Here is a 25705-nt window from a genome sequence, read left to right as displayed (position 1 = left end):
ACGATGCGGAGTTCCGTCGCTACCCTCCGTCGGATTTCTGTCCTCTTCGCGAACTTCGTACTCGTTCCGGTGGTGTGAAGTGACATCTTGGGTGGTGCGTTCGGGCTCGCGCGCCCCCGCGTGCAACGCTCCACCTGTTCCTGATCGTCACTCGACAAGTGAATCGCGCCTGGCCGTGGGCGAGTTCATTCGAAGGGGTGGCGAATGGTGGCGTTTATGGAATCCTCCTCGCCGGAGGGGTGATCGTAGGATTACTTTGAGTACGCGAACGCTGGGAAGTCGCACGTTCGCGGTTATGCCGCAGGCAACTCGGTTTTCTGTTCGAAGGAGCGCGATCTCCGGACAGACGGCCGTAAGTGACGGCATTCTGGTAGAAGTTCGCGCGACAGGGCTTCAGCGAATGGGGGCGTTCCAGTGGGCGGCAGCGGCGCAGACGGTACGGCTACCGGCAAGCGCCCGAACGAGCAGTTGAGCTCGTGGTTCCGGCGCAGCGGCTGGTCCAAGGGTGAACTCGCTCGACAAGTGAACCGCCGGGCCCGCCAGATGGGCGCGCACCACATCAGCACGGACACCTCGCGCGTGCGCCGCTGGCTCGACGGCGAACAGCCGCGGGAGCCCATCCCGCGCATCCTCTCGGAGCTGTTCTCGGAGCGCTTCGGCACCGTCGTCTCGGTCGAGGACCTCGGACTGCGCTCCGCGCATCAGTCGCCGTCGGTCTCCGGCGTCGACCTGCCCTGGGCGGGCCCCCAAACCGTCTCGCTGATCAGCGAGTTCTCACGCAGCGACCTGATGCTGGCCCGGCGCGGCTTCCTTGGGACGTCGCTGGCGCTCGCCGCCGGACCCGCCCTCGTCGAACCGATGCAACGCTGGCTCGTGCCCACCTCGCCGGCCGAACAGGACGCCGCGGACGCGGCTACGCCACGCCGCCCCTCCCGGCTCTCCGCACCGGAGTTGGACCTCCTGGAGTCCACCACGGTGATGTTCCGCCAGTGGGACGCCCAGTGCGGCGGCGGTCTGCGCCGCAAGGCGGTCGTGGGCCAGCTCCACGAGGTGACGGACCTGCTTCAGGAGTCGCAGTCCGAGGCCACGGCGCGGCGCTTGTTCAGGTGCGCGGCCGAACTGTCCGAGCTGGCCGGCTGGATGAGCTACGACGTGGGACTCCAGCCCAACGCCCAGAAGTACTTCGTCCTGGCCCTGCACGCGGCCAAGGAGGCCGGGGACAAGGCCCTCGGGTCGTACATCCTCTCCTCCATGAGCCGTCAGATGATCCATGTCGGTCGCCCCGACGACGCCCTGGAGCTCATCCACCTCGCCCAGTACGGCAGCAGGGACTGCGCCACGGCCCGTACGCAGTCGATGCTGTACGCGATGGAGGCGCGGGCTTACGCCAACATGGGGCAGCCCGGCAAGTGCAAGCGCGCGGCGCGGATGGCGGAGAACATCTTCGGCGACGCCGGGGAGGACGGCGAGCCGGAGCCCGACTGGATCCGGTTCTTCTCCGAGGCCGAGCTCAACGGCGAGAACGCGCACTCCTACCGAGACCTGGCCTACGTCGCCGGGCGCAGCCCGACGTATGCCTCGCTCGCCGAGCCCGTCATGGAGCGCGCCGTCCAGCTCTTCGAGAAGGACGAGGAGCATCAGCGGTCGTACGCGCTGAACCTCGTCGGAATGGCCACCGTCCACCTCCTCAAGAGGGAGCCCGAGCGGTCCACTCCGCTGATCAAGGAGGCGCTGGGCATCGCCAAGAAGGTGCGCTCCGAGCGCGTCAACACGCGGCTCCGTAAGACGGTGACCACGGCCACCAGGGACTTCGGAGACGTCTCCGAGATCAACCAGCTCACCGAGCAGCTCACCGAGGAGCTTCCGGAGGCCGCGGAAGCCGTCTGAGCGGCCCGTGGAACGCCTCGTGGGTCCTCCGAGCCGGTGGAGGGCCCCGCCTGTCCCCACGGCCTCTGAGCCCCCCCGGCCGCGGTCCTTGCCCCGTACGGTCCGGCACGGCTTCCCCACGCCAGGTCACCGCGGTGGGTGCCGCGGCCGGATTCTGCCATCGCCGCACCCCGCGACACGGCAGTTCATCCAGGCGTAACACCCCGGACCACTTCGTCACTGGCGTGAAACATCGGGTGGCATCGACCGAAATCACCCCACGTCAATCTCCTCACCACTAGTCGGCCCACAGAAGTAAGAGCATCCGCACGGGCCGTATTTCCCACCCACGAGGAGACGCCGGCCTTGAATGGCGCAGATACCGCATTCGTATTGATCAGTGCCGCGCTCGTCATGTTGATGACGCCCGGCCTGGCCTTCTTCTACGGCGGCATGGTCCGGGTCAAGAGCGCCCTGAACATGCTCATGATGTCCTTCATCTCGCTCGGCATCGTCAGCGTGCTGTGGGTGCTCTACGGGTACTCGCTCACATTCGGTGACGACATCGGTGGAGGACTGCTCGGGAACTTCGACCACATCGGTCTGAAGGGCATCACCCCCGAGACACTCACAGGTGGCGACGAGGGAATCCCCGTCTACGCCTTCGCCCTGTTCCAGTTGATGTTCGCCGTACTGACCCCGGCGCTGATGAGCGGCGCACTCGCCGACCGCGTCAAGTTCACCGCCTGGGCCCTGTTCATCGGCCTCTGGGTCACCGTCGTCTACTTCCCGGTCGCGCACTGGGTGTGGCAGGCCGACGGCTGGCTCTTCAAGCTGGAAGTGATCGACTTCGCCGGTGGTACGGCGGTCCACATCAACGCCGGTATCGGAGCACTCGCCGCGGTCCTTGTCGTCGGCAAGCGCATCGGGTTCAAGAAGGACCCGATGCGGCCGCACAGCCTGCCGCTCGTGGTTCTCGGCGCCGCGCTGCTGTGGTTCGGCTGGTTCGGTTTCAACGCCGGCTCCGCCCTCGCCGCCAACGGCACGTCCGCGATCATGGCCTTCAACACGCAGATCGCCACCGGCGCGGCCATGCTCGGCTGGCTCATCTACGAGCGCATCCGGCACGGCGCGTTCACCACGCTCGGCGCGGCCTCAGGAGCCATCGCCGGTCTCGTGGCGATCACCCCGTCCGGCGCTCACGTCAACCCGTTCGGCGCGCTGCTCATCGGCGTCGTCGCCGGAGCGGCCTGCTCGTGGGCCGTCAGCCTCAAGTACAAGCTGGGCTACGACGACTCGCTCGACGTGGTCGGCGTCCACCTCGTCGGCGGCGTCATCGGCACCCTGCTCGTCGGCGTCCTGGCCGTCGACGGCATCGGCGGCGCCTCGCAGCTCGGCAAGCAGGCGATCGGCGCCTTCTCGGTGATGGCGTACTCCTTCGTGGTCTCCTGGATCCTGGCCAAGATCGTGGATGTCACCATCGGCTTCCGGGCGTCCGAGGACGACGAGACCAGCGGTGTCGACATGGCGTTCCACGCGGAATCCGCCTACGACTTCAGCGCGGTGGGAGGCTCGCCCTCGGGCCGCAGCAGTGTGACCGCTACGGACAAGGACCTCGCCGGCGCGGCGCGGAACAAGAAGGTGGATGTATGAAGCTCATCACCGCAGTCGTCAAGCCACACCGACTGGACGAGATCAAGGAGGCCCTCCAGGCCTTCGGAGTCCAGGGCCTGACGGTCACGGAAGCAAGCGGATACGGCCGGCAGCGCGGCCACACCGAGGTCTACCGGGGCGCGGAGTACACCGTCGACCTCGTACCGAAGATCCGCATCGAGGTGCTCGTCGAGGACGGCGACGCCGAGCAGCTCATCGAGGTCGTCGTGAAGGCCGCCAGGACAGGCAAGATCGGCGATGGCAAGGTGTGGAGCGTGCCGGTGGACACGGCGGTCCGGGTCCGCACGGGGGAACGCGGCCCCGACGCCCTCTGACACCGGACACGGTCCGATGCCAGCGCGTGCTCGGTGAGCGGGCACGCTCTGGCGCCGGGCGCACTCCGTCAAGGGGTGCGTCCGGCGCCGCTCGCGTTCCGGGGACGGGGCGGGAGCAGGCGCCCAACTCGTGACAACGGCGCGCGAGTTGAGACACCGAGCGCGCTCGGAGACCGGACGCGCAGCGAAACCGGGCGTTCCGTACGCGGGACGCCCGCCGAAAGACGGGACCTGCCGGGTGACCACCCCTGAACAGACGACCGGACGACCGGACTCGGGACCCAGCGGCTACGCGGCAGCCCGGCTGCGCCTGCTGCACGAGAAGACGCGATCGGGCCCGCCACGCAGGGCCGCCCTGGCACGGCTCACGGACGACTGGCTGCACGCCCTGTTCACCGCCGCTGCCCGCGAGGCGGGCGTCCAGGGCGCGGCCCTCGTCGCCGTCGGCGGTTACGGACGCGGCGAACTGTCCCCCCGCAGCGACCTCGACCTCCTCCTCCTGCACGACGGCAGCTCCGACGCCGCGGCGATCGCCGCGCTCGCGGACCGCGTCTGGTACCCCGTGTGGGACCTCGGGCTCGCCCTCGACCACTCCGTACGCACGACCGCCGAGGCCCGCAAGACCGCCGGCCAGGACCTGAAGGTGCAACTCGGGCTCCTCGACGCCCGCCACATCGTCGGCGACCCGGCGCCCACCGCCGCGCTGCGCACCGCCGTACTCGCCGACTGGCGCAACCAGGCCCCCAAGCGCCTTCCCGAACTCGACGAACTCTGCCGCGAACGCGCGGAGCGCCAGGGCGAGCTGCAGTTCCTCCTCGAACCCGACCTCAAGGAGGCACGGGGCGGGCTCAGGGACGCCTCCGCGCTGCGCGCCGTCGCCGCGTCCTGGCTGGCCGACGCCCCCCGTGAGGGACTCGCCGACGCCCGCCGCGCGCTCCTCGACGTACGCGACGCCCTGCACCTGACGACCGGGCGGGCCACCGACCGGCTCGCCCTCCAGGAGCAGGACGGCGTCGCCGCCGACCTCGGCATCGCCGACGCCGACGAACTCCTGCGGCAGGTCTACGAAGCGGCCCGTACCGTGTCGTACGCCTCCGACGTCACCTGGCGCGAGGTCAACCGCGTCCTGCGCTCCCGCGCCGCCCGTCCGCGCCTGCGCGCCCTCCTGGGCGGCAGCAGGCCCGCCCCGGAGCGGACGCCGCTCGCCGAAGGCGTCGTGGAGCAGGACGGCGAGGCCGTGCTCGCCAGGACGGCGCGCGTCGAACGCGACGCCGCGCTGCCCCTGCGCGCCGCTGCCGCCGCCGCCCAGTCCGGGCTGCCGATCTCGCCCTACGTCGTCAGGCGGCTCGCCGCCGCGCGCCCGCTGCCCGTGCCGTGGCCCGCCGCGGCGCGTGAGGAGTTCGTCACGCTGCTCGGCGCGGGGGAGCCGACCGTCGCCGTCTGGGAAGCGTTCGAGGCCGAAGGCCTCATCACCCGCCTCATCCCCGATTGGGAGCGCGTCCGCTGCCGGCCCCAGCGCAACGCCGTGCACACCTGGACCGTGGACCGCCACCTCGTGGAGACGGCGGTCGAGGCGTCCGCACTGACCCGCCGGGTCAGCCGCCCCGACCTGCTCCTGGTCGCGGCCCTTCTCCACGACATCGGCAAGGGCCTGCCGGGAGACCACTCCGTAGCCGGCGAGCCCGTCGCGCGCTCCGTCGCCCTGCGGATCGGCTTCGACCGGGCCGACGCGGAGATCGTCGCCACGCTCGTACGCCACCATCTGCTGCTCGTCGAGACGGCCACCCGGCGCGACCTGGACGATCCGGCGACCGTCAGCTCCGTCGCCGAGAAGGTCGACTCGCTCTCCACCCTCGAACTGCTCCACGCGCTCACCGAGGCCGACGCGCTCGCCACCGGGCCCGCCGCGTGGTCCACGTGGCGCGGGTCACTCGTCACGGACCTCGTCGCCCGCGTCGCCGCCGCCCTCGCGGGCAAGGCGCCCGCCGTCCCGCGCCCCGTGGTGACCAGCGCGGAACAGGAACGCCTCGTAGTCGAGGCGCTGCGCACCGGCGGCCCCGTCCTGTCCCTCCACGCCCAGCCGGAGCCTCCCCAGGAGGGCGACGAACCGGAGCCGGTCGGCGTCGAACTGCTGATCGCCCTCCCCGACCGCCCCGGCGTCCTGCCGGCCGCCGCAGGGGTCCTCGCGCTGCATCGGCTCACCGTACGGGCGGCCGATCTGCGCACCGTCGAACTGCCGACGGCGCTCGGCGAGGTCTCCGACGTCCTGCTGCTGAGCTGGCGCGTCGCGGCGACGTACGGCTCCCTGCCCCAGGCGACGCGGCTGCGCGCCGACCTCGTACGGGCCCTGGACGGCTCGCTCGACATCCCGTCCCGGCTCGCGGAGCGCGAGGCCGCCTATCCCCGACGGCGCGGCACACAGGCGCCGCCGCCCCGTGTGGCGGTGGTGCCGGGCAGCTCGGAGCTGGCCACCGTCATCGAAGTACGCGCGCAGGACGCCCCCGGCCTGCTCCACCGGATCGGCCGGGCGCTGGAGGAGGCGGCGGTACGGGTCCGCAGCGCGCACGTCTCCACGCTGGGTGCGAACGTGGTGGACACCGTGTACGTCACCCGCCCCGACGGGGCCCTCCTGACGTCGGGGGAGGCGACGACGGTCGCGAAGACGGTGGAGGAGGCCCTGCGCGGGTGACGCGGGGCGGCGGACCGTCGCGGCACGGGGCGGGGACGACGCCGCGTCGGAGGGCCCCGTCGGGGCAATCCCACCGGGCACGGCCCCTCGTATTTGCCGGGCCGGATACCCTGGAGAGCAATCCACTCTGCCCCCGACCCCTGAGGACCTACGAGCGCCGTGTTCGATACCCTCTCCGATCGCCTCTCAGCGACTTTCAAAACCCTCCGCGGCAAGGGGCGACTGTCCGAGGCGGACATCGACGCCACCGCACGCGAGATCCGCATCGCGCTCCTCGAGGCGGACGTCGCGCTCCCCGTGGTCCGCGACTTCACCGCGAAGGTCAAGGAGCGGTCACGCGGTGAAGAGGTCTCGCGGGCGCTCAATCCCAGCCAGCAGATCATCAAGATCGTCAACGAGGAGCTCGTAGGCATCCTCGGCGGCGAGACGCGGCGCCTGCGCTTCGCCAAGCAGCCGCCCACCGTGATCATGCTCGCCGGTCTCCAGGGCGCGGGCAAGACGACCCTCGCGGGCAAGCTGGGTCTCTGGCTCAAGGGACAGGGACACTCCCCGCTGCTGGTCGCCTGTGACCTCCAGCGCCCCAACGCCGTCAACCAGCTCGCCGTCGTGGCCGAGCGCGCGGGCGTCTCGGTGTACGCGCCGGAGCCCGGCAACGGTGTGGGCGACCCGGTCAAGGTGGCCGAGGACTCGATCAAGTACGCCAAGGACAGGGTCCACGACGTCGTCATCGTCGACACCGCCGGTCGTCTCGGCATCGACGAGGAACTGATGCGGCAGGCCGCGGACATCCGCGACGCCGTCAACCCCGACGAGGTCCTGTTCGTCGTCGACGCGATGATCGGCCAGGACGCGGTCAACACCGCCGAGGCCTTCCGCGACGGGGTCGGCTTCGACGGCGTGGTGCTGTCCAAGCTCGACGGCGACGCCCGCGGCGGCGCCGCGCTGTCCATCGCACACGTCACCGGCAAGCAGATCATGTTCGCCTCCAACGGCGAGAAGCTGGACGAGTTCGACGCGTTCCACCCGGACCGCATGGCGTCCCGCATCCTCGACATGGGCGACATGCTCAGCCTCATCGAGAAGGCCGAGCAGACCTTCAGCCAGGCCGAGGCCGAGAAGATGGCCCAGAAGCTGGCGAAGGGGCCCAAGGAGTTCACGCTCGACGACTTCCTGGCGCAGATGGAACAGGTCCGGAAGATGGGCTCCATCTCGAAGCTGCTCGGGATGCTGCCCGGCATGGCGCAGATGAAGGACCAGATCAGCAACATCGACGAGCGGGACGTCGACCGCACCGCCGCGATCATCAAGTCCATGACGCCGGGTGAGCGGCACGAGCCGACCATCATCAACGGTTCACGCCGGGCGCGCATCGCCAAGGGTTCGGGCGTCGAGGTCAGCGCCGTGAAGAGCCTGGTTGAGCGGTTCTTCGAGGCCCGCAAGATGATGTCGAAGATGGCGCAGGGCGGCGGGATGCCGGGAATGCCGGGCGCTCCGGGCTCGGGCGGCGGACCCGGCAGGCAGAAGAAGCAGCAGAAGCAGGCCAAGGGGAAGCGGCGCTCCGGCAACCCGATGAAGCGCAAGGCCGAGGAGCAGGCCGCCGCGGTACGGCGCGAGGAAGCGGCGCAGTCGGGCGGCGCGTTCGGCCTGCCGGCGGCCGAGGCGGACAAGAACTTCGAACTGCCCGACGAATTCAAGAAGTTCATGGGCTGAGGCCCGCTCCGCCGGCGGCCGCTCGGTGCCGCGCCTCTTCGCCCTGGACGGGGCGGTACTCAGCGCGGCCGACGAGCGGTGTGACCCGCTGGTCGGCCGAGCAGCGTCGCTCCCGTCGTGAGGGCGCCCGCGTCCAGGCCCAGGGCGGCCGCGGCCGTCGCCCCCACGTCCGCCAAGGTGGCCGCGTCCGGGAGGAGTTCGATCCCCGTGGCGTCCGGGCGGTGGATCAGTACCGGGACGTACTCGCGTGTGTGGTAGGCGTGCCCGATCGTCGGATCGTTCCCGTGGTCGGCCGTGACGATCAGACGGTCGCCCGGCGCGGTGAGCAGCCCCGTCAGCTCGGCGAGCCCGACGTCGACCTGCTCCAGGACGTTCCCGTAGCGCCCCGTGTCCTGCTGGTGGCCCGCGAGATCGGTCTCCTGGACGTTCGCGACGACGAGGCCGCCCCGCCCGCCCCGTACCGCCGCCAGCGTGTGCTCCAGGACCTCACCCGTCGCGACGGCGGGGCGACGCACGGCGGCTTCGCACGCCAGGATGTCCGCCGCCTTTCCGACGAGGGTGACCGGGACGCCGGCGCGGGCGGCGACGTCGGGCAGTTGCCGGGTGTGGTCGAGCTCCACGCCCAGATGCCGCACCTGGAGGCCGCCGTTGCGGTAGAAGCCGGTGGCCGGGGTGTCCAGGCCCACGGTGCCGCCGTCGCCGTCCCGTACGTACATGGCGAGCGCCCCGTCCGCGTGGCCGCCGACCGCGATCACGCGGGCGACCGGCGCGATGGCCCGCACCGTACGGGCGATGGCGAGGATGCGGTCGAAGGACATGTCGTCCAGACGCCCGGAGGCGTTCCAGTTGATGCCGGGGTCGGCCTCCAGGTTGTCGTGGACCAGGACGGCGCCGTCGACGAGCAGGAGCGGCCGTCCCGCCAGGGGCTCGACAAGGTGGCCCGCCGACTTCAGCGCGCCGCTCACCTCCTCCAGATGCCCGGCGAGCGGAGCCACCGTGACCCGGCTGAAGTCCGCGCCCATCATGGTCTGATGCCCGGCGAAGGTGTCCGCCCCGGGGTAGCCGAGAGCGGCCCGGCCCGCGGCGACGGGGCGGTCGGTGCGGCGGGCGAGATCCGGATGCGGATGCACGAGACCGAGGCCCAGCGCCCCGAGCGCGGGCAGCCGGAGCGGCCGGCCCAGCGCCGCGCGGCAGTGATCGAGTACATGCCCGCAGGTGTCTGCGGTGAGATCGCCGGGCCGTAGCGCCCCCGCGTCCGGCATCGCGCCGACACCGAATCCGTCGATCACGACGATCACGGTCGTGCTCATGGCTCTGGCTCCTTACCGGGCCCGGCCCTGAGCGTCGTACAGGCCGGTCAGCCGAGGTTCTCCGGTGGAGAGCCCGGCGACCACCGCGACGGTCGAGCGGGTGACGAAGATCTGGGTGCGGAAGGCGAGTACGGCGGTGTCCCCGACCTGAACGTCCGTGGCGTGGGTGGGGAGTTGGAGCAGCCGGTAGTAGTCGATGTTCTCCGGGAGCGCGTCCTGCACGGGCAGCCGCAGCCCGGTGCGCGGCAGCAGGGCGTCCCGGATGTGCGCGCGCGGATAGAAGCCGCCGCCGTGGATCGCGGGCCGTCCGTCGGCGAGGGTATGGGCGACCTCGCTCACGTACACATAGGCGGGGCGTTCGGGCTGCTGGTGGTCGACCGCGTGCAGCGGCGTCGTCCCGGTGAGGGCGTGGCCCGGCTCGCCGTGCGTGGCGCCCAACTCGGCGAGGAGCGGGAGGGAAGCCATGGAGGTGGCACTGGGAGCGCTGAGCTTCAGCCCTTCATGCCCACGCCCCGCCAGCAACTCCCGCGCCTTGATCGCGAGTTGAAAGTTCTGAGTGGGAGCCGGAGCACCCGTCGACGGATCGCACAGGACACAGGGGAACGCGGTGACACCCGCGATCCTGATGCCCGGCAACGTCTCCGCCACCGCCGCGAAGTCGTCGAGGTCGGCGAACGGCACGCCGCCCTCCTGCCCCGGATAGACCCTGTCGGTGCCCTCAAGCCGTACGAGTACGTCCTGGACGACGCCGAGTCGCCGGGCGGCGTCCGAGACGGCGCGGGCGTTGGCGAGGTCGAAGACGGTCACCGTCTCCGGCCGCCAGCCGAGCATCTCGGGCAGCTGGCGGGGCGGGATCTGTACGAGGTGGCCGAGGTTGCCGGCCCGTGCCCCCGCGTCGTGCAGCAGCCGCGCCTCGTACGGATCGATCGCGGCGAACCGGGGGATGTGCCGGGCGATCGCCCGGATCAGCTCCGGATTGCGGCCGATCTGCTTGACCACGAACCAGAGCGAGAGGCCGAGCCGTTCGGCCTCACCGGCCAGTAGCGCGGCATTGGCCTCCACGGTGTCGGCGTCGATCACATACGTGTCGGGCGGGACGGCGCCGGAGCGGTGCAGCGAGACCGCCACATCGACGAGCGCGGGGTTGCGGGCCAGGACAGCGTCCAGGAACACGGTCAGTCCTTCAGGTCGTGCAGCGAACGGCGGAGGATCTCGATCACCAGATCGGCGCCGGCCCGCATGGGGTTGATCCGCACCGTCCGGTCGGCGAGTTCCGGAGCGTCGTCGAGGGACGAGCTGGACATCCGGTAGAAGAGCGGGGCGATCTCGTAGCGGGAGTTGGAGCCTACGGGGTACGGCGCGGCGCCGTACCGCGCCGCCGCTGCGGGCAGTTCACGCGCGACGGGGCGGTCCAGGCGTACGAGCAGACAGCGGTCCTGTGCGTTGGCGATCCGCACCTCCGCCACGCCGGGCACCTCGCCGGCTGCGAGCCGGTCGGCGATCTCGGCGCCGACCTGGGACTGGACGGCCCACATGACGGGGACATGGGTGAGGGCGCGCAGCGCGTCGAGCGCCTGGTGGCCCTGCACCTGCCCGCCGCCCGAGTAGTTGTCGGCGCGCACGCGCTCCACGACATCGGCCGCCCCGACGACGGCGCCGACCCCCTCGGGTCCGTGCAGTTTGAAAAGTGAGAAGCACGAGGCGTCGGCGCCGAGCTCAACTCCCGACGACGGTGCGCGCATTACCGCGTAGTTGTCGTCCACGATCGTGCGTACCCCCGCGGCCCGGCAGGCGGCGAGAACGCCCCCAGCGTCGTACGAGTCGGCGAGCCGCTGCCGGCTGTGCTGGACGTACGCCCACCCGAACTCACCCGAGTCCAGGGCCCCGCGGAGCGCCGCGTCATCGTTGAAGTCCGCCTCGACGGTGCGGACTCCGAGCCCGCGCAGTGTCACGGCAGTCGTGCGGTAGACCGGCGCCCGGTGGATCAGCAGCGGGTCACCGGGCCCCACGGCGCCCTGGAGCGCCGCCCGGATGGCGCCCGTGCCCGCGCCCTGCACGAGCGCGGCGTCCTCGGCGCCGAAGAAGTCGGCCAGCACGGACTCGACCCGCGCGGTGGTACGGGGCCGGCCCAGGTCCGGCACCACACCCGCGTCCGCCTCGAAGAGTTGCTGACCCTCGAAACGCGCGGCGGTGCACTCCAGCAGCCGGAACTGCATCCGTACCGCCTCGTCCAGCGGGATCGTCGCCAGGGGGAAGGTCAGCGGCAGTTGGACGGACATCTCAGTTCTCCTTCGTGTCCGCGCCGGTCAGGAACCGGAGCGGATTGCGCCGTGTCATCAGGTCGATCAGGTCCTCGTCCACGCCGGCCGCGCGCACCCGGGGCAGGAAGGACCGGAAGAGATGCCCGTACCCCTGGCCCCCCTCCGACCGCAGATAGGCGTGCCGGGAGATGTCGCAGCTGAGCAGGACGCGGTCGGCGTGGCCGGCCTCCACCAGCGCGAGCAGGAGACGCAGCCGTGTGGTGTCGCTCTGGTAGCTCTCCTTGCCGACGGTGTCGAAGGCGACGTACGCGCCGCTCGCCGCCAGCTCACGGTGCACCGACGGGGCGTCGAGAAGGTCCTGGTGGCCCAGCGAGATCCGGTGCGGTGGAAGTCCGGCGCCGGTGAGCAGTTCAAGCTGGGCGAGACCGCCGCGGCCGAGCTGGGCGTGGGTGGCGACCGACAGGCCGGTGGCGACGGCGGCGTGCGCCGAGGCCAGCAGCACACGTGTCTCGGGCTCGCTCGGCGCATCGCCGTGGCTGCCGATCTCGCCGAGTACGCCGGGCCGGATTCCGGTGTCGCCGAATCCGTCGTGGATCTCCCGTACGAGGGTCGCGGTCAGCTCCTCGACGCCGGCCCCGTTCAGCTCCGCCGGGTGGAACGGCTCGTAGTACCAGCCCGTGGCGGCCACCACCGGCACGCCGGACTGCTCGGAGATCCGCGCCAGGGCGTGCGGACTGCGGCCCATGCCGCGGCAGGTCAGCTCGACGACCAGGCCGAGTCCGTACTCCTCGCGCAGATGCGTCAGTTCCGTGGTGACGGCGGGCCCGTGCGGGTCCGCGTGGAGAACCGCCGCGCCGTCCCCGGCACGGTCGAGGTCGAGGACCAGGTGCTCATGGGCGAGCGCCGGGCCGCGTACGGCGGAGACGGGCAACGTGCCGGTGACGGTGCGCAGATGGCGTGGATGGTGGGAATCGTCGGACTGCTGCTGCATGGTGCGCGGGCCTTCCTGTGTCGTGCGAGTTCGGCGCGGTGGTCCTTGAGCGCCACCTATCCCTTGATCGGCGTGAACAGGTCCAGCCAGTAGAGGATGTTCAGCAGCACGCCGCCGACGATCACCGCGGCGGGGGCGGCCGCCATCCGCACCACGGGGCGGCCCATCGACTCGTTGAGCAGATAGAGCCCGCCGACTATGAGGATGCCCAGGCCCCCTCCCATGACGTTGGCGGCCATCAGCGAACCGAAGAGGATCGCGAGCCCCAGCGCGTCGCCGATCGCGCTCCGCAGATGCTCGGAGGAGTCACGCACGCTCGGCAGCTTCCCGAGGACCTTGCCGATCGCGGAGAGCGCCAGGACCTCCAGGGCGAAGACCGCCGCGCCGACGACGGCGGCGATGAACGGGTTCGGCATGAGGTAGCCGATGGGGTAGACGAAGGTGAAGCCGGCGATGCCGTACGCGCCGGAGGCGAGCGCGGTCGTCGCGATCAGCGGTACGAAGCCGAACGCCCGGTAGAAGTCCACCTGGGCGGCCTCCGCGTAGTCGCCCTTGGCGATCAGGAAGCTCGTCGCCTCGCCGCCGCCGAACACATGCGACTGGGCCAGTACGCAGACGCCCGCCCCGAGCAGCATGAACAGCGGCAGGTAGCGGCGCAGCCGCAGCGCGCTCGCGCTGAACAGCGAGGCCATCGGATCTTCCGCGTCGTCCCCGGCCCCGTTCTTCACCTCCGGGGACAAGCCGCCCGCTGCCACCGCCTTCGCCGCCTCGGCACGGTCCAACTTCCGCTGTGCCAGGTCCTTGTTGACGGCGAAGCCGATGAGCGTCAGGACTCCTACGGCCATGGCGATGGAACCGGGGAAGATGTCGGGCCAGATCTTCATCGTCATCACGACGAGCGCCAGCTCGACGACCGCCGCGATGCCGCCCCGTAGGCGCCCGAACTGCTTCGTGATGGCCAGCACCGGGAAGAGCGTGAACAGGAACAGGATCGGCGTCGACATCTGCTGGAGCGCGGTCAGGAAGTCGACGGGCAGGTCGTGCGCGATGCTGTTGGCCCCGTTGAGGCCGAACACGACCACGGCGCCCCACGCGCCGCCGAGCAGCGGCGCGATCCACTTCTTGGGCGACAGGATGCCCAGGATGTCGGTGGGCAGGAAAACGAGCCACGGGTTGAGTACGCCGGTGGACAGCGCCATCGGGGCGCCCAGGCCGAAGATGAAGCCGGCCGAGAGACCGAAGGACACGGCCGTGGTGGCGTTGCGTGTGGACCGCCCCTGGATGAAGTCGAGCATGAAGGGGCGGACACCGTCGTTGAAGACGGCCAGTGCCATATGAGAGATGAACGCGGTCAGCGCACACAGCGCTATCACGGTCAGTTGCTGTGCCAGCGAGAGTTCGAGATCGGTCGAACTCGCTGCGAGGACGCTGTTCACGGGATTCACTCCTCAGTGCCCGGCGGGGGCTTGGCCCGGCGCGGGGTCTTACGAGGTCTGTCGAGCCCTTGGGGCTCGTACGGGGCCGTCAGCCGCGCGCGGCGATGGCGCGGGCCATGAGCGGGGCGATCACGTCGATCTGGTCGATGGCGAAGCCGAAGACCTTCTTGCCTTCCGCGAGCAGGGCATTCACCTCGTCCTCCGTGGGGACGGAGCGGCCGAAGGTGTGGCAGGCGGGCTTGCCGAGCAGTCCGACGAGTACGCCGAGGGAGGCGCCGGCGCCGGTGTGGCAGGTGCCGAGGAAGTAGTCGGCCTGGCCGCCACGCAGCTTCATCGCGGCGTCCATGTCGTTGGAGACAGTGATCTCGATGCCGTCGAGGCCGAGTTTCTTGACGGTCTCCGTGACCTCGGCCTTGCCGACGCCGCCGGTGAGGATCTTCGTCATGGCTGGTTCCTTCTCATGTCTCGTGCCGTGGGGGCGATTTCTGGTCGAGCAGGGCGAGGTGCAGTCCGAGGAAGTTGATCTCGGAGTCGGGAAGGGGCGCGCCGAGTTCCGAGGCGGCCCGTACGGAGACGGCGCGGGCCCGCGCCACCGCGTCCGGGTGCCCGGCGAGTTCGGCGGTGATCTCGGAGTCGGTGGGGAATTCCGCGATCGGCTCACCGTTGAGCAACCTGGTGAGGGCCATCATGAGGTGGCTGGTGAGCGTGCCCGCCGTCTCCTCGGTGACGGTGCGGCCCTCAGCGCCCAGGGCGTCCAGCTCGGCGGTCACGAACGCGGCGACCTCGGGCCGGACCTGACCGCTCTCGCGGAACAGTTTGATGCGTAGGGCGAGCTGGTCGTCCATGGTGTTCCCTCCACCCCTTCGAATACGACAGTAACCAGGATTTTGGATTTTGAGCAGAGGCTCGGCTTCTTCTTTTCTCGACAGGAGAGCGGGCCCGCCCGCCCCGTCGGGGCGGGCGGAGCGTCAGTACGACGGGGCGCGCTCACCCCGCAACACCTCGGCCTGGCAGGTGGTGATGACCGACAGGTCGAGGGAGTCGCGTACGGCGCCGAGCGCCTTCGCCCCCTCCGTCCTGCCGATGATCGCGGCGCTCGAGTTGCGCAGCGACAGGTCGCGGGTGACCTCGTCGCCCAGCGGCAGTACGTCCATGCCGGCGCCGAGCCGGTCCTGCACCTCGTCGAGATTCCAGAGGGTCGCGTCGACACGGTCGTGTGCGAACAGATCACGCAGCTGCATGTACGACGCCTCGACCCACCTGATGTCCGTGCGCCCGGCGAAGACCCGCTCCGCGAGTATGCGCTGGTCCTCGGAGGCGTGGTCGACGGCGACGCGCAGCCCCTTCGCCTCCAGGGCGGCGCCGTGCCGCAGCAGCAGCCCGTGAGCCCCCACGTACGTAGCGGGCCCGAGGTCCGCGACGAGTTCCACGGGGCGCTCCTCGATCAGCCGGTCGGCGGCGAAGCGCGAGAGGACCACCAGGTCGACCTTGCCCTCGATCAGGGCGGTGGTACGTGCCCCGGCGCCGCGCATGAACGTGATCGCGAAGGGCGCCCCGGCCTGCTCGAACGCGGCGCGCAGCCCGGTGGCCAGGCCCTCGTACCGGTGCGAGTACGGCAGCGGCATCGCCGCCAGCAGTGTGCCGAGCCCGGAGAGTCGCCACAGGACCGAGCGGTCGGAGTGGACGAGGAAGGTGCCGAGGTGACCGCGTGCGGTCGTACGGATCGCCCCCGCCGTCTCCAGGAGTTGGAGCGCCGCCTGCACCGTGCCGTTGCCGACGCCCAGCTCTTCGGCGAAGTCGCGGACCCGGGGCAGGCGCGTGTCCGGCTCGTGGTTGAGCAGCAGGACGGCGAGCTGCCGGGCGGCGAGGCCGTTGCGGGTCAGGAAGCGTTCGTCGAAGCCGGTCACAGGTGGGACAGTAACCAGGATTCTGGATACTGACAAGGCTGTCTCGAAGTGTCCTTCATCGGGGGTTGATCGGGTGTCGCTCGTGACGTCGGCTGTCAGCCGACGGCGATGTCCTCAGTAGGAAGGGCGGCCCGCGGCGCACCGCACGGACCGCCCGCACCCACTGTCGTCAGGGCGTACGTGCGATCAGGTAGCGGAAGACGTTGGGCATCCATACGGTGCCGTCGCGCCGGACATGCGGGTGCAGCGCCTCCGTTATCTCCTTCTCCACCTGAGACTGGTCCGTCGCCCGCACCGCCGCGTCGAACACCCCGGTCGACAGCAGCCCACGCAACGCGCTCTCCATCCCCGCGTAACCGAACGGGCAGGACACGCGCCCCGAGCCGTCGGGCTTCAGCCCGGCTCGCGCCGCCACGTCCTCCAGATCGTCCCTGCGTGGCGGACGGTACCCGCCGCCCTTCCGCAACCGTTCGGTCAGCCGCCCCGCGACCCGCAGGACGGCGGACGTCGCGCAGCGCTCCGGTGGTCCCCAGCCGGCGAGGACCACGGGCGTGCCGTGGTCGGCCATCGGTACCGCCTCCGCCAGCGCGGGTCCGAGCCCGTCCGAATCGTCGTCGGCGACGCCGATGGGCTGGAACGCCGTGATCACGTCATAGGCGGGGCGCTCCGCCTCCACGACGGCCGTCGCGCCGCCCGTCAGCACTCGCGCCCCCGCCCGGCCGCCGAACGTCCCGGACGCGACGCTCGCGGCCCTCACGGGCACCGCGGACGGCGCCGTGAGCGCCATCGGGTGCGAGTCGTCGTGGACGAGCCGCTCGCGAGCCAGCGCGACGCGCTCCTGGTCGGCGTCCACGCCGGTCACGTGAGCGCCCCTGGCGGTCGCGATCAGCAGCGCGAGCCCCGAGCCGCAGCCGAGGCCCAGCAGCCGCGTTCCGGGGCCGACCTCCAGGCGCTCGTACACCGCCTCGTAGAGCGGCACCAGCATTCGTTCCTGGATCTCGGCCCAGTCGCGGGCACGCTCGCCCGCCTCCCTGGAAGGATCGGTCGAGGCCGCGTTCACCTGCTGCTGGTGGTGCTGGACGAGCGTACGAGTCATTGATAGCGCCCCAATCCGGCCGAGAGTCCTTGTGCCCCGATTGACAGCCCCCGTGTGCATGCGCGCCTTCGTCCCCCGTATGCCAGGGAACTCCGCATCCGTGCCCGCGTCCAGTGGTTCGCGGGCAATCCTTGTGCGCTCCGGTCGTACGCCCCGGCGCACGGAAAAAACGCTCTCACCGGACCTTGTCCTCCTACGGTGCGAGCCTCCGCCGAAACGCCCCTGGCCGCGCCCCGAGCGCCGCCGCTCAGGACCTTCGTGGAGTCCGCACGGGCAAGGCGGAGCGGCGTACGGGGGCGTGGACGCGCGTCGGTGAAGGTTGGGCCGAAAGGGTGAGGCCGTCGGGACGGGATCTCTCAACTCCCCGCCGGCCGCGCCGGTATCGGACGATTGCGCGCTGCCCGCCCCGACCGGGGCCGATGCCGGGGATCGGCGGCGCGCCCGATAATGTCGTTCTTGTGGCCCCGCCCTCCTGGAAGAGGGCCGAGCCGCGACGCCATCGGCGCGGTGGCCCGAACGGTCGTCGGCACGCGTGGCCTCGATCTGGTGTACGTATTTCTCCTACGCGTCCAGGCGTAGGAGACGCTACGTACCGGCTTGTGGTGAGAAGCGAGGCTTCTCCGCAGATCTACGCACCCGCCCTCGTCAGGACGCATCAACGGCAACTGACGGGTACGTGCAAAATATTTGGGATGCCCCGGAATGGAACCCGGGAGGGCTCAGGCTCGTTGTTCACGACGTGAGCACGACACCACCTGTTCTCGCCGCAGAGCTGGCGCAGGCGTGGGCCGAGATTCAGCGGTACCACGCCGAGCTGCCGGATCTTGCCGCGCCAGAGTCCCTGATCGGAGAATCGTCGTCCGCCTGCGGCGCCGAGCTCTCCTTCGAGCGACTGCTTCACGAGGCAGTCCATGGCATCGCCGCCGCCCGGGGTGTCCGAGACACCTCCCGCGCGGGCCGCTACCACAACCGCCGATTCCTCGCGATCGCCGAGGAGTTGGGCCTGGACCATTCCGAGGAGCCGCATCCCAGCAGCGGTTTCTCCCTGGTCTCACTCAACCCGGAGGCGAGACGGCGCTACCGCCCCACCATCGAACGGCTCCAGCGCGCCCTCGCGGCGCACACGGTCGCGACGACGTCCGACACCGAGCGCAGCTTCCGGGGCCCCGCCGCTCGGCACGGCTCGTCGGGCGGTGGCGTCCGTGTGAAGGCGGTCTGTGACTGCGGCCGTAACGTACGCGTCGTTCCGTCGGTCCTCGCGCAGGCCCCCATCGTCTGCGGCGGCTGTGGCAAGCCCTTCCGCATTCCGGAAGTGGTCGCCGCTGCGAGCTGAGCACCACCGATGCACCACCGATGCCCGCCCGGCCCCGGAGCCGCCCCGGTCGGGCGGGGCGCGGCGCGCCTCGGGCGTGTGGCACAATGGCCAGCTGTACTCGACAGTCGCACAGGACCCCTCTCTCCTCCGGCTGACGCGTCCATCGGGCACACGAGTACCGCAACCCCACGCGGCATGTCGATGTGCCCAACCACGTCAAGATCCAGGAGAGACCACTTCCGTGGCAGTCAAGATCAAGCTGAAGCGTCTGGGCAAGATCCGTTCGCCTCACTACCGCATCATCGTCGCCAACTCCCGCACCCGCCGTGACGGCCGGGCGATCGAGGAGATCGGCCTGTACCACCCGGTGCAGAACCCGTCGCGTATCGAGGTCGACTCGGACCGCGCGCGTTACTGGCTGTCCGTCGGCGCCCAGCCGACCGAGCCGGTTCTCGCGATCCTCAAGCTCACGGGCGACTGGCAGGCGCACAAGGGCCTGCCCGCGCCGGCGCCGCTGCTCCAGCCGGAGCCGAAGGCCGACAAGCGTGCCCTCTTCGAGGCTCTCACCAAGGACGGCGACGAGCCCAAGGGTGATGCCATCACCCCCAAGGCGAAGAAGGCGGACAAGAAGGCGGACGACGCCGACGCCGCTGCTTCGGCGCCCGCCGCTGAGCCGACCGAGGCCTGAGCATGCTCGAGGAGGCTCTCGAGCACCTCGTGAAGGGCATCGTCGACAACCCGGACGATGTGCAGGTCGCCTCGCGCACCCTGCGCCGTGGCCGTGTGCTCGAGGTACGGGTGCATCCCGACGACCTCGGTAAGGTGATCGGCCGCAACGGCCGCACCGCACGCGCCCTGCGCACCGTCGTGGGCGCGATCGGCGGCCGTGGTATCCGTGTCGACCTCGTCGACGTGGATCAGGTCCGCTGACACAGTTGTGAACCGGCACGGGCCGGGGAGGGCCACCGCCCTCCCCGGTCTTTGTCGTCTTCGCGGCGGCGCGGAAGCGGCACGCCGCGGCGTCTCTCCGCCGCCGCGCCAATGTCGAAGTAGCCGCAGAAGTCGCAGAAGTTGGAGAACAGGGACGTGTGCAAGTGCAGTTGGTAGTCGCGCGGATCGGTCGTGCCCACGGCATCAAGGGCGAGGTCACCGTCGAAGTGCGTACGGACGAGCCGGAGCTGCGGCTCGGCCCCGGAGCCGTACTGACCACCGAACCGGCCTCCACGGGGCCCCTGACAATCGAGACCGGCCGGGTGCACAGCGGCAGGCTGCTGCTGCGCTTCGCCGGGGTGAGCGACCGTACGGCCGCCGAGGCCCTGCGCAACACCTTGCTCATCGCCGAGGTGGACCCCGAGGACATGCCGGAGGACCCGGACGAGTACTACGACCACCAGCTCATGGACCTGGACGTCGTCCTGGCGGACGGCACGGAGATCGGCCGGATCACCGAGATCACCCACCTCCCGTCGCAGGACCTGTTCATCGTGGAGCGCCCCGACGGCGCCGAGGTCATGATCCCCTTCGTGGAGGAGATCGTGACCGAGATCGACCTGGTGGAACAGAAGGCCGTGATCGACCCGCCGCCCGGCCTCATCGACGACAACGCGGTGGTCGCGGCTCCCACCGACGGCGCCGACAGCCTCGATGACCACCGCCGCGGTGACGACGGCCCTGATGGCGACGGTCCTGATGGCGACGGCCCCGACGGTGCGGTCAAGGGCGAGTCGGCATGACGTACGCCAGCACCCTGCGGGCCGACGTGATCACGATCTTCCCGGAGTACCTCGAACCGCTGAACGTGTCCCTCGTCGGCAAGGCACGCGCGCGTGGCCGTCTCGACGTCCATGTGCACGACCTCCGGGAGTGGACGTACGACCGGCACAACACGGTCGACGACACCCCGTACGGCGGCGGCCCCGGCATGGTCATGAAGACCGGCCCCTGGGGCGACGCCCTGGACGAGGCGATCGCGGACGGTTACGAGGCGGGCGCCCACGCCCCCGTCCTGGTCGTTCCCACCCCCAGCGGCCGTCCCTTCACCCAGGAACTCGCCGTCGAGCTCTCCGAGCGGCCCTGGCTGATCTTCGCGCCGGCCCGGTACGAGGGCATCGACCGCCGCGTCATCGACGAGTACGCGACGCGGATGCCGGTGTACGAGGTGTCCATCGGCGACTACGTCCTGGCCGGCGGCGAGGCGGCCGTACTCGTCATCACGGAGGCCGTCGCACGGCTGCTGCCCGGGGTCCTGGGCAACGCCGAGTCCCACCGTGACGACTCGTTCGCCCCCGGAGCGATGGCCGATCTGCTCGAGGGCCCCGTCTACACGAAGCCCCCGGAGTGGCGCGGTCGCGCCATCCCGGACATTCTGCTCAGCGGTCATCACAGCAGGATCGCGCGGTGGCGGCGGGACGAGGCTTTCCGTCGTACGGCGCTCAACAGGCCCGACATGATTGAGCGTTGTGACGCCGCGGCCTTCGACAAGAAGGACCGCGAGACGCTCTCCATCATGGGCTGGGCCCCTGAGCCCGGTGGCCGATTTTGGCGCAGGCCCGAGGCCATGGAAGAATGAGCCGTTGCCGTACTTCCGGTGCGCGCCCCTGCCACAGGGGGAACGACGCCCACCCGACGCGAACGGCGCTCCGAACTTTCCTTTCGACATTCCGTTGATGACCTGTGGCATCAGCGAGGAAGCAGACCATCATGGCTCACCTGCTCGACACCGTCGACTCGGCGTCGCTGCGCAGCGACCTCCCCGCGTTCCGCCCCGGCGACACCGTGAACGTCCACGTGCGTGTCATCGAGGGCAACCGCTCCCGTATCCAGCAGTTCAAGGGTGTTGTCATCCGCCGGCAGGGCTCGGGCGTCCGTGAGACCTTCACGGTCCGCAAGGTCTCCTTCTCCGTCGGCGTCGAGCGCACCTTCCCGGTGCACAGCCCGATCTTCGAGAAGATCGAGCTCGTCAGCCGCGGTGACGTACGTCGCGCCAAGCTCTACTACCTCCGTGAGCTGCGCGGCAAGGCCGCGAAGATCAAGGAGAAGCGCGACAACTGAGCCCCCGGCTCGAATCTCGCGCATGGTTCCACCGGACGGCCGGATAAGCTCTGAGCCCGATGGACACCGAACCACAGCACTCGGAGCGCGACCCTTCTTCCACACCCGCCACAGGGAAGGAAGAGGGGTCGCGCTCCGTGCGTATGCCGGGCCTCCCGGATTTTCTGAGAGATCTGTCATGGCGCCGGGCCGCGGTGCTGGGCGTGCTCGGCACGGCCTCTCTCCTGCTGTTCAGCGCCTTCGTCGTGCAGCCCTTCCTGATCCCGAGCGGCTCCATGGAGCCGGGTCTCCAGGTCGGGGACCGGGTGCTGGTCAACAAGTTGGCGTACCGTTTCGGTACCGAACCGCGCCGCGGTGATGTGGTCGTCTTCGACGGCACCGGGTCCTTCGTCCAGGAGCCGGCGCGGGAGAACCCTCTCACCGGGCTCGCACACGGGGCGGCTGCGGCCCTCGGTCTCGCCGAGCCAGCCGAGACCGATTTCGTGAAGCGCGTGGTGGGCGTGGGGGGCGACCGAGTGGTCTGCTGCGACGAGGGGGGCAAGGTCGAGGTGAACGGCCGGGCGATCGAGGAGCGGTACGTGTACTTCGGCGACGCGCCGTCCAGCGCGCCCTTCGACATCGTCGTGCCCTCCGGAACCCTCTGGGTGATGGGCGACCACCGCAGCAACTCCCGCGACTCACGTGACCACTTGGGCGAGCCCGGCGGTGGCACGGTGCCCGTCGACAAGATCATCGGGCGGGTGGACTGGATCGGCTGGCCGCTCGGCCGCTGGGCCTCTCTGGAGCCCACCGACGCCTTCAGGGACGTACGAGATCCGGACGGCGCCCATGGGTAACCGAGGACGGCCCGGGGGCCACCGGGCCGACACCCGGCTGCCGACGGGCACCAGACCCACCGCGGGACGCGCCCTGCCGGGGCGCGCGGAGCGGCGCAGGCTCGCCCGTAAGGTGAAACGGCGCCGCCGCCGCTCCGCGATGACGGAGATCCCACTCCTGATCACCGTGGCGCTCCTGATCGCCCTCGTACTGAAGACCTTCCTCGTCCAGGCCTTCGTGATCCCCTCCGGATCCATGGAGCAGACGATCCGGATCGACGACCGGGTGCTCGTCGACAAGCTGACGCCCTGGTTCGGCTCCCGCCCCGAGCGTGGCGACGTCGTCGTGTTCAAGGACCCCGGCGGCTGGCTCCAGGAGGAGACAGAGGTACCCCAGGACGACCCCGTCGTCGTCAAGCAGGTCAAGCAGGCCCTCACCTTCATCGGGCTGCTGCCGTCCGCCGACGAGCAGGACCTGATCAAGCGCGTCGTCGCCGTGGGCGGCGACACCGTGAAGTGCTGCGACAAGGACGGGCGCATCGTCGTCAACGGCGTACCGCTGACGGAGCCGTATCTGAATCCGGGCAACCCGCCGTCGACGCTCGACTTCGAGGTGAAGGTGCCGGCGGGGCGGATCTTCGTGATGGGCGACCACCGGTCGAACTCGGCCGACTCGCGCTTCCATCTCGACGAGGAGTTCCGCGGCACCGTCTCGGAGGACGAGGTCGTCGGACGGGCCGTCGTGATCGCCTGGCCGCTGGGCCACTGGCGGCGTCTGGAGGAGCCGGAGACGTACGCCTCGGTACCGGACGCGCGCGCCGCACCGACCACGGCGCTCGGCCCGTCGAATAGTGTGTCCTCTCAGGATCCGAACGGAATAATCCTGCTCCCGACCCCTGCGGAACTCCCGCTCGTTATGGGAGTAGTGGGCCTGCTCCGTCTCCGGAGCGGGCAGTTGCACGGAGTGAGGAGTGGATGTGGGGGATTTGGCCGTCGGCGCACGATCCGGACACGGTGAGCCCGAGGACAGGCCCGAGCAGCTCGCCGAGCCTTCCGTCGGTTCTGCCGGTTCCGCCGCGGAGACCCCATCCGCAGGGGCGTACGCAGAGACGAAGGACCACACGGTGGAGCGGCCGGACAGCGAACCGGACGACGACGGGGCTTCGAACGTGCGGAAGCAGCGTTCCTTCTGGAAAGAGCTGCCTCTGCTGATCGGTATCGCGCTGCTGCTCGCGCTGCTGATCAAGACCTTCCTGGTGCAGGCGTTCTCGATCCCCTCTGACTCGATGCAGGACACCCTGCAGCGTGGCGACCGGGTGCTCGTGGACAAGCTCACGCCGTGGTTCGGCGCGGAGCCCGAGCGCGGCGAGGTCGTGGTCTTCCACGACCCGGGCGGCTGGCTCGACAGCACGGAGGCGCCCGAGCCCAACGTGGCGCAGAAGTTCCTCAGCTTCATCGGCCTCATGCCGTCGTCCGAGGAGAAGGACCTCATCAAGAGGGTCATCGCGGTCGGTGGCGACACGGTGGAGTGCAAGAAGGGCGGCAGCGTCCAGGTCAATGGGAAGGCGCTGGACGAGAAGTCGTACATCTTCCCCGGGAACACCGCCTGTGACGACGAGCCGTTCGGACCGATCAAGGTGCCCGACGGCCGGATCTGGGTGATGGGCGACCACCGGCAGAACTCGCTCGACTCCCGCTACCACCAGGAGCTGCCCGGTCACGGCACAGTCTCCACCGACGAGGTCGTCGGCCGCGCGATCGTCATCGCCTGGCCCCTCGACCGGTTGGCGACACTTCCGGTGCCGGACACGTTCGACCAGCAGGGCCTCAACGCGGCGGCCGTCGCGACGGCGGCTGCTCCGCCCGTGCTCGGCGTAGCCGGCGCCCTGCCGCTGGTGTTCTGGCGCAGGCGAAGGCTGACCGGCGGCCGTACCGCCGGGTAGGGTGCCGTCCCAGATCGCCGATCCGGCGATGATCATTCTCCGGAACGGGGGACGGCTGGGATGAGCGGGACAGGACGTACGAACGGCGGCCACGGCCGCCTCGGCAGTGTGCTGTCGGGGCTGGCCGTGGCCGTCGGCTGTGTGCTCTTCCTCGGCGGTTTCGTCTGGGGAGCGGTGGAGTACCAGCCCTACACGGTGCCGACGGACTCGATGGACCCGACGGTGAAGGCCGGCGACCGGGTCCTGGCGCAGCGGATATCCGGCGACGAGGTGCGGCGCGGCGATGTCGTGGTCTTCAAGGACGCGCAGTGGGGCGACATGCCGATGGTGAAGCGGGTCGTCGGTGTCGGGGGCGACAAGGTCGCCTGCTGCGACGACAAGGGGCGCCTGAGCGTCAACGGGAAGTCGATCGAGGAACCGTATGTGGGGCGGATGCCGGGCGGGCTCGCGTCGACCACCGGCTTCGGGGCGACGGTCCCGAAGGGACAGCTGTTCCTGCTCGGTGACGAGCGCAGTGGCTCGCTCGACTCGCGGGTTCACCTCCAGGACCAGGGGCAGGGCTCGGTGCCGCGCTCGACGGTGACGGCGCGGATCGACGCCGTCGCGTGGCCGCCGGGCGGCCTGATCGAGCGCCCGGACGCGTTCGCGGCGCTGCCCGGCGGGGTGTCGGAGCCGGGGCCCGTGACGTTGGTGCTGGGCTCCGTGGTCCTCGGTGCGCTGCTGATCCTGGGCGGCGCGGCGTACGGGCCGGTCGCACAGCGGCTGAGCCGACGGCGGCGTACGGGGCCGACGGGGCGGACCGACGGGGAGGTGTCGACCGTTGCCCGGTGACGCGCTGCGGAAGGTCTCGCGGGTCGTGCTGCTCGACCCGGACGATCGCATCCTGCTGATGCGCGGGTACGAGCCGGACGACCCCGCGAACAACTGGTGGTTCACGCCCGGCGGCGGCCTGGAGGGCGACGAGACGCGGCAGGAGGCCGCGCTGCGTGAGCTGGCCGAGGAGACGGGCATCACAGAGGTCGAGCTCGGGCCGGTGCTCTGGCGCCGTACCTGCTCCTTCCCGTTCGACGGACGGCGCTGGGACCAGGACGAGTGGTACTTCCTGGCACGTACGGCGCAGACCGAGACCAGCGTCGAAGGGCTGACGGAGCTGGAGCGGCGCAGTGTCGCGGAGCTGAGGTGGTGGACCTCCGCCGAACTGTCGACGGCCCGTGAGACGGTGTATCCGACCAGGCTCGCCGGGCTGCTGCGCACGCTGCTCGACGAGGGTCCTCCGGGTGCACCGGTGGTTCTCGCCTCTGAAATCGTCTAGGGGCGCACGGGGCCG

General features: G+C 70.5%; 25 protein-coding genes. 16 read left to right on the top strand and 9 right to left on the bottom strand.

Annotation, left to right across the window (positions count from 1 at the left end; translation table 11 throughout):
- Nucleotides 1–414: 414 nt before the first annotated feature.
- The 5 genes from ACFWHU_RS30135 to ffh all read left to right on the top strand — a co-directional run bounded on the left by ACFWHU_RS30135 (nucleotide 415) and on the right by ffh (nucleotide 8253).
- A complete protein-coding gene (locus tag ACFWHU_RS30135) occupies nucleotides 415–1887 on the top strand; it encodes a hypothetical protein (RefSeq protein ID WP_385798571.1) in 1473 nt (490 codons plus the stop codon).
- Between the two features lie 345 nt (nucleotides 1888–2232).
- A complete protein-coding gene (locus ACFWHU_RS30130) occupies nucleotides 2233–3519 on the top strand; it encodes an ammonium transporter (protein WP_385798569.1) in 1287 nt (428 codons plus the stop codon).
- Complete coding sequence (locus tag ACFWHU_RS30125; protein ID WP_078074856.1) at nucleotides 3516–3854, top strand: P-II family nitrogen regulator; 339 nt, start codon at nucleotides 3516–3518, stop codon at nucleotides 3852–3854. The genes ACFWHU_RS30130 and ACFWHU_RS30125 overlap by 4 nt, the downstream gene beginning before the upstream one ends.
- Nucleotides 3855–4092: 238 nt before the next feature.
- Nucleotides 4093–6543 carry a [protein-PII] uridylyltransferase gene (locus tag ACFWHU_RS30120; protein ID WP_387228645.1) on the top strand — a complete coding sequence of 817 codons (2451 nt, stop codon included), beginning with the start codon at nucleotides 4093–4095 and terminating at the stop codon, nucleotides 6541–6543.
- 159 nt (nucleotides 6544–6702) lie between these two features.
- Nucleotides 6703–8253, top strand: coding sequence for a signal recognition particle protein (gene ffh / locus ACFWHU_RS30115; protein WP_385798565.1), 1551 nt, complete (start codon nucleotides 6703–6705; stop codon nucleotides 8251–8253).
- Between the two features lie 59 nt (nucleotides 8254–8312).
- Here ffh and ACFWHU_RS30110 read toward each other — a convergent pair whose 3' ends face one another.
- The 9 genes from ACFWHU_RS30110 to ACFWHU_RS30070 all read right to left on the bottom strand — a co-directional run bounded on the left by ACFWHU_RS30110 (nucleotide 8313) and on the right by ACFWHU_RS30070 (nucleotide 17254).
- Nucleotides 8313–9563, bottom strand: a complete 1251-nt coding sequence (locus ACFWHU_RS30110) for a phosphopentomutase (protein ID WP_387228642.1) — start codon at nucleotides 9561–9563, stop codon at nucleotides 8313–8315.
- Nucleotides 9564–9575: 12 nt separating this feature from the next.
- Nucleotides 9576–10736: a YhfX family PLP-dependent enzyme gene (locus ACFWHU_RS30105; RefSeq protein WP_387228640.1), complete on the bottom strand. Its 1161-nt coding sequence runs from the start codon at nucleotides 10734–10736 to the stop codon at nucleotides 9576–9578.
- A gap of 2 nt (nucleotides 10737–10738) precedes the next feature.
- Nucleotides 10739–11842: an aminotransferase class V-fold PLP-dependent enzyme gene (locus tag ACFWHU_RS30100; protein WP_387228638.1), complete on the bottom strand. Its 1104-nt coding sequence runs from the start codon at nucleotides 11840–11842 to the stop codon at nucleotides 10739–10741.
- 1 nt (nucleotide 11843) lies between these two features.
- Entirely contained in the window at nucleotides 11844–12815 is a 972-nt protein-coding gene (locus ACFWHU_RS30095; protein ID WP_387228636.1) for a phosphotriesterase, read from the bottom strand.
- Nucleotides 12816–12871: 56 nt separating this feature from the next.
- Entirely contained in the window at nucleotides 12872–14149 is a 1278-nt protein-coding gene (locus ACFWHU_RS30090; RefSeq protein WP_387228727.1) for a YhfT family protein, read from the bottom strand.
- A 190-nt stretch (nucleotides 14150–14339) separates the two neighbouring features.
- Nucleotides 14340–14696, bottom strand: coding sequence for a DUF2620 domain-containing protein (locus ACFWHU_RS30085; protein ID WP_078074848.1), 357 nt, complete (start codon nucleotides 14694–14696; stop codon nucleotides 14340–14342).
- A 13-nt stretch (nucleotides 14697–14709) separates the two neighbouring features.
- The gene (locus ACFWHU_RS30080) at nucleotides 14710–15096 is read right to left on the bottom strand and encodes a transcriptional antiterminator (protein ID WP_387228633.1); all 387 of its coding nucleotides are present in this window, start codon (nucleotides 15094–15096) and stop codon (nucleotides 14710–14712) included.
- A 123-nt stretch (nucleotides 15097–15219) separates the two neighbouring features.
- Nucleotides 15220–16158, bottom strand: a complete 939-nt coding sequence (gene yhfZ, locus ACFWHU_RS30075; protein WP_387228631.1) for a GntR family transcriptional regulator YhfZ — start codon at nucleotides 16156–16158, stop codon at nucleotides 15220–15222.
- A 169-nt stretch (nucleotides 16159–16327) separates the two neighbouring features.
- Nucleotides 16328–17254, bottom strand: coding sequence for a methyltransferase domain-containing protein (locus ACFWHU_RS30070; protein ID WP_387228628.1), 927 nt, complete (start codon nucleotides 17252–17254; stop codon nucleotides 16328–16330).
- 739 nt (nucleotides 17255–17993) lie between these two features.
- On the opposite strand from ACFWHU_RS30070, the gene ACFWHU_RS30065 reads away from it, so the two are divergent.
- From ACFWHU_RS30065 to ACFWHU_RS30015, 11 genes are all read left to right on the top strand, one after another.
- The gene (locus ACFWHU_RS30065; protein ID WP_189105598.1) at nucleotides 17994–18587 is read left to right on the top strand and encodes a hypothetical protein; all 594 of its coding nucleotides are present in this window, start codon (nucleotides 17994–17996) and stop codon (nucleotides 18585–18587) included.
- Nucleotides 18588–18810: 223 nt separating this feature from the next.
- On the top strand, nucleotides 18811–19257 hold the full coding sequence (rpsP, locus tag ACFWHU_RS30060; RefSeq protein ID WP_385798550.1) for a 30S ribosomal protein S16: 447 nt from the start codon (nucleotides 18811–18813) through the stop codon (nucleotides 19255–19257).
- Nucleotides 19258–19259: 2 nt separating this feature from the next.
- Complete coding sequence (locus ACFWHU_RS30055; protein WP_003980229.1) at nucleotides 19260–19499, top strand: RNA-binding protein; 240 nt, start codon at nucleotides 19260–19262, stop codon at nucleotides 19497–19499.
- A gap of 164 nt (nucleotides 19500–19663) precedes the next feature.
- Entirely contained in the window at nucleotides 19664–20302 is a 639-nt protein-coding gene (gene rimM / locus ACFWHU_RS30050) for a ribosome maturation factor RimM (protein WP_387228626.1), read from the top strand.
- 14 nt (nucleotides 20303–20316) lie between these two features.
- Nucleotides 20317–21138, top strand: coding sequence for a tRNA (guanosine(37)-N1)-methyltransferase TrmD (gene trmD, locus ACFWHU_RS30045; RefSeq protein ID WP_387228725.1), 822 nt, complete (start codon nucleotides 20317–20319; stop codon nucleotides 21136–21138).
- 131 nt (nucleotides 21139–21269) lie between these two features.
- A complete protein-coding gene (gene rplS / locus ACFWHU_RS30040) occupies nucleotides 21270–21620 on the top strand; it encodes a 50S ribosomal protein L19 (RefSeq protein ID WP_385798545.1) in 351 nt (116 codons plus the stop codon).
- A 59-nt stretch (nucleotides 21621–21679) separates the two neighbouring features.
- Nucleotides 21680–22456 (top strand): signal peptidase I, encoded by a 777-nt coding sequence (gene lepB / locus ACFWHU_RS30035; RefSeq protein WP_385798544.1) that lies wholly within the window; start codon nucleotides 21680–21682, stop codon nucleotides 22454–22456.
- Entirely contained in the window at nucleotides 22449–23453 is a 1005-nt protein-coding gene (gene lepB, locus ACFWHU_RS30030) for a signal peptidase I (RefSeq protein WP_385798542.1), read from the top strand. Before lepB (ACFWHU_RS30035) ends, lepB (ACFWHU_RS30030) begins: the two co-directional genes overlap by 8 nt.
- Nucleotides 23422–24378, top strand: a complete 957-nt coding sequence (gene lepB, locus ACFWHU_RS30025; protein WP_387228723.1) for a signal peptidase I — start codon at nucleotides 23422–23424, stop codon at nucleotides 24376–24378. Before lepB (ACFWHU_RS30030) ends, lepB (ACFWHU_RS30025) begins: the two co-directional genes overlap by 32 nt.
- A 60-nt stretch (nucleotides 24379–24438) precedes the next feature.
- Nucleotides 24439–25209, top strand: a complete 771-nt coding sequence (lepB, locus tag ACFWHU_RS30020) for a signal peptidase I (RefSeq protein ID WP_387228624.1) — start codon at nucleotides 24439–24441, stop codon at nucleotides 25207–25209.
- Complete coding sequence (locus ACFWHU_RS30015; RefSeq protein ID WP_385798539.1) at nucleotides 25199–25690, top strand: NUDIX hydrolase; 492 nt, start codon at nucleotides 25199–25201, stop codon at nucleotides 25688–25690. Before lepB (ACFWHU_RS30020) ends, ACFWHU_RS30015 begins: the two co-directional genes overlap by 11 nt.
- Nucleotides 25691–25705: the final 15 nt, after the last annotated feature.

It is taken from the genome of Streptomyces sp. NPDC060366, assembly GCF_042725135.1.
Classification (GTDB): Bacteria; Actinomycetota; Actinomycetes; order Streptomycetales; family Streptomycetaceae; genus Streptomyces.
This window is presented reverse-complemented; position numbering and strand designations above follow the sequence as displayed.

Coding starts and splice junctions, on each gene's coding strand:
- lepB (WP_385798544.1), top strand. CDS start 21,680: ATGGACACCGAACCACAGCACTCGGAGCGCGACCCTTCTTCCACACCC.
- ACFWHU_RS30125 (WP_078074856.1), top strand. CDS start 3,516: ATGAAGCTCATCACCGCAGTCGTCAAGCCACACCGACTGGACGAGATC.
- ACFWHU_RS30100 (WP_387228638.1), bottom strand. CDS start 11,842: ATGTCCGTCCAACTGCCGCTGACCTTCCCCCTGGCGACGATCCCGCTG.
- ACFWHU_RS30095 (WP_387228636.1), bottom strand. CDS start 12,815: ATGCAGCAGCAGTCCGACGATTCCCACCATCCACGCCATCTGCGCACC.
- ACFWHU_RS30090 (WP_387228727.1), bottom strand. CDS start 14,149: ATGGCACTGGCCGTCTTCAACGACGGTGTCCGCCCCTTCATGCTCGAC.
- ACFWHU_RS30055 (WP_003980229.1), top strand. CDS start 19,260: ATGCTCGAGGAGGCTCTCGAGCACCTCGTGAAGGGCATCGTCGACAAC.
- rplS (WP_385798545.1), top strand. CDS start 21,270: ATGGCTCACCTGCTCGACACCGTCGACTCGGCGTCGCTGCGCAGCGAC.
- ACFWHU_RS30085 (WP_078074848.1), bottom strand. CDS start 14,696: ATGACGAAGATCCTCACCGGCGGCGTCGGCAAGGCCGAGGTCACGGAG.
- lepB (WP_387228624.1), top strand. CDS start 24,439: ATGAGCGGGACAGGACGTACGAACGGCGGCCACGGCCGCCTCGGCAGT.
- ACFWHU_RS30070 (WP_387228628.1), bottom strand. CDS start 17,254: ATGACTCGTACGCTCGTCCAGCACCACCAGCAGCAGGTGAACGCGGCC.
- lepB (WP_385798542.1), top strand. CDS start 22,449: ATGGGTAACCGAGGACGGCCCGGGGGCCACCGGGCCGACACCCGGCTG.
- ACFWHU_RS30110 (WP_387228642.1), bottom strand. CDS start 9,563: ATGAGCACGACCGTGATCGTCGTGATCGACGGATTCGGTGTCGGCGCG.
- ACFWHU_RS30080 (WP_387228633.1), bottom strand. CDS start 15,096: ATGGACGACCAGCTCGCCCTACGCATCAAACTGTTCCGCGAGAGCGGT.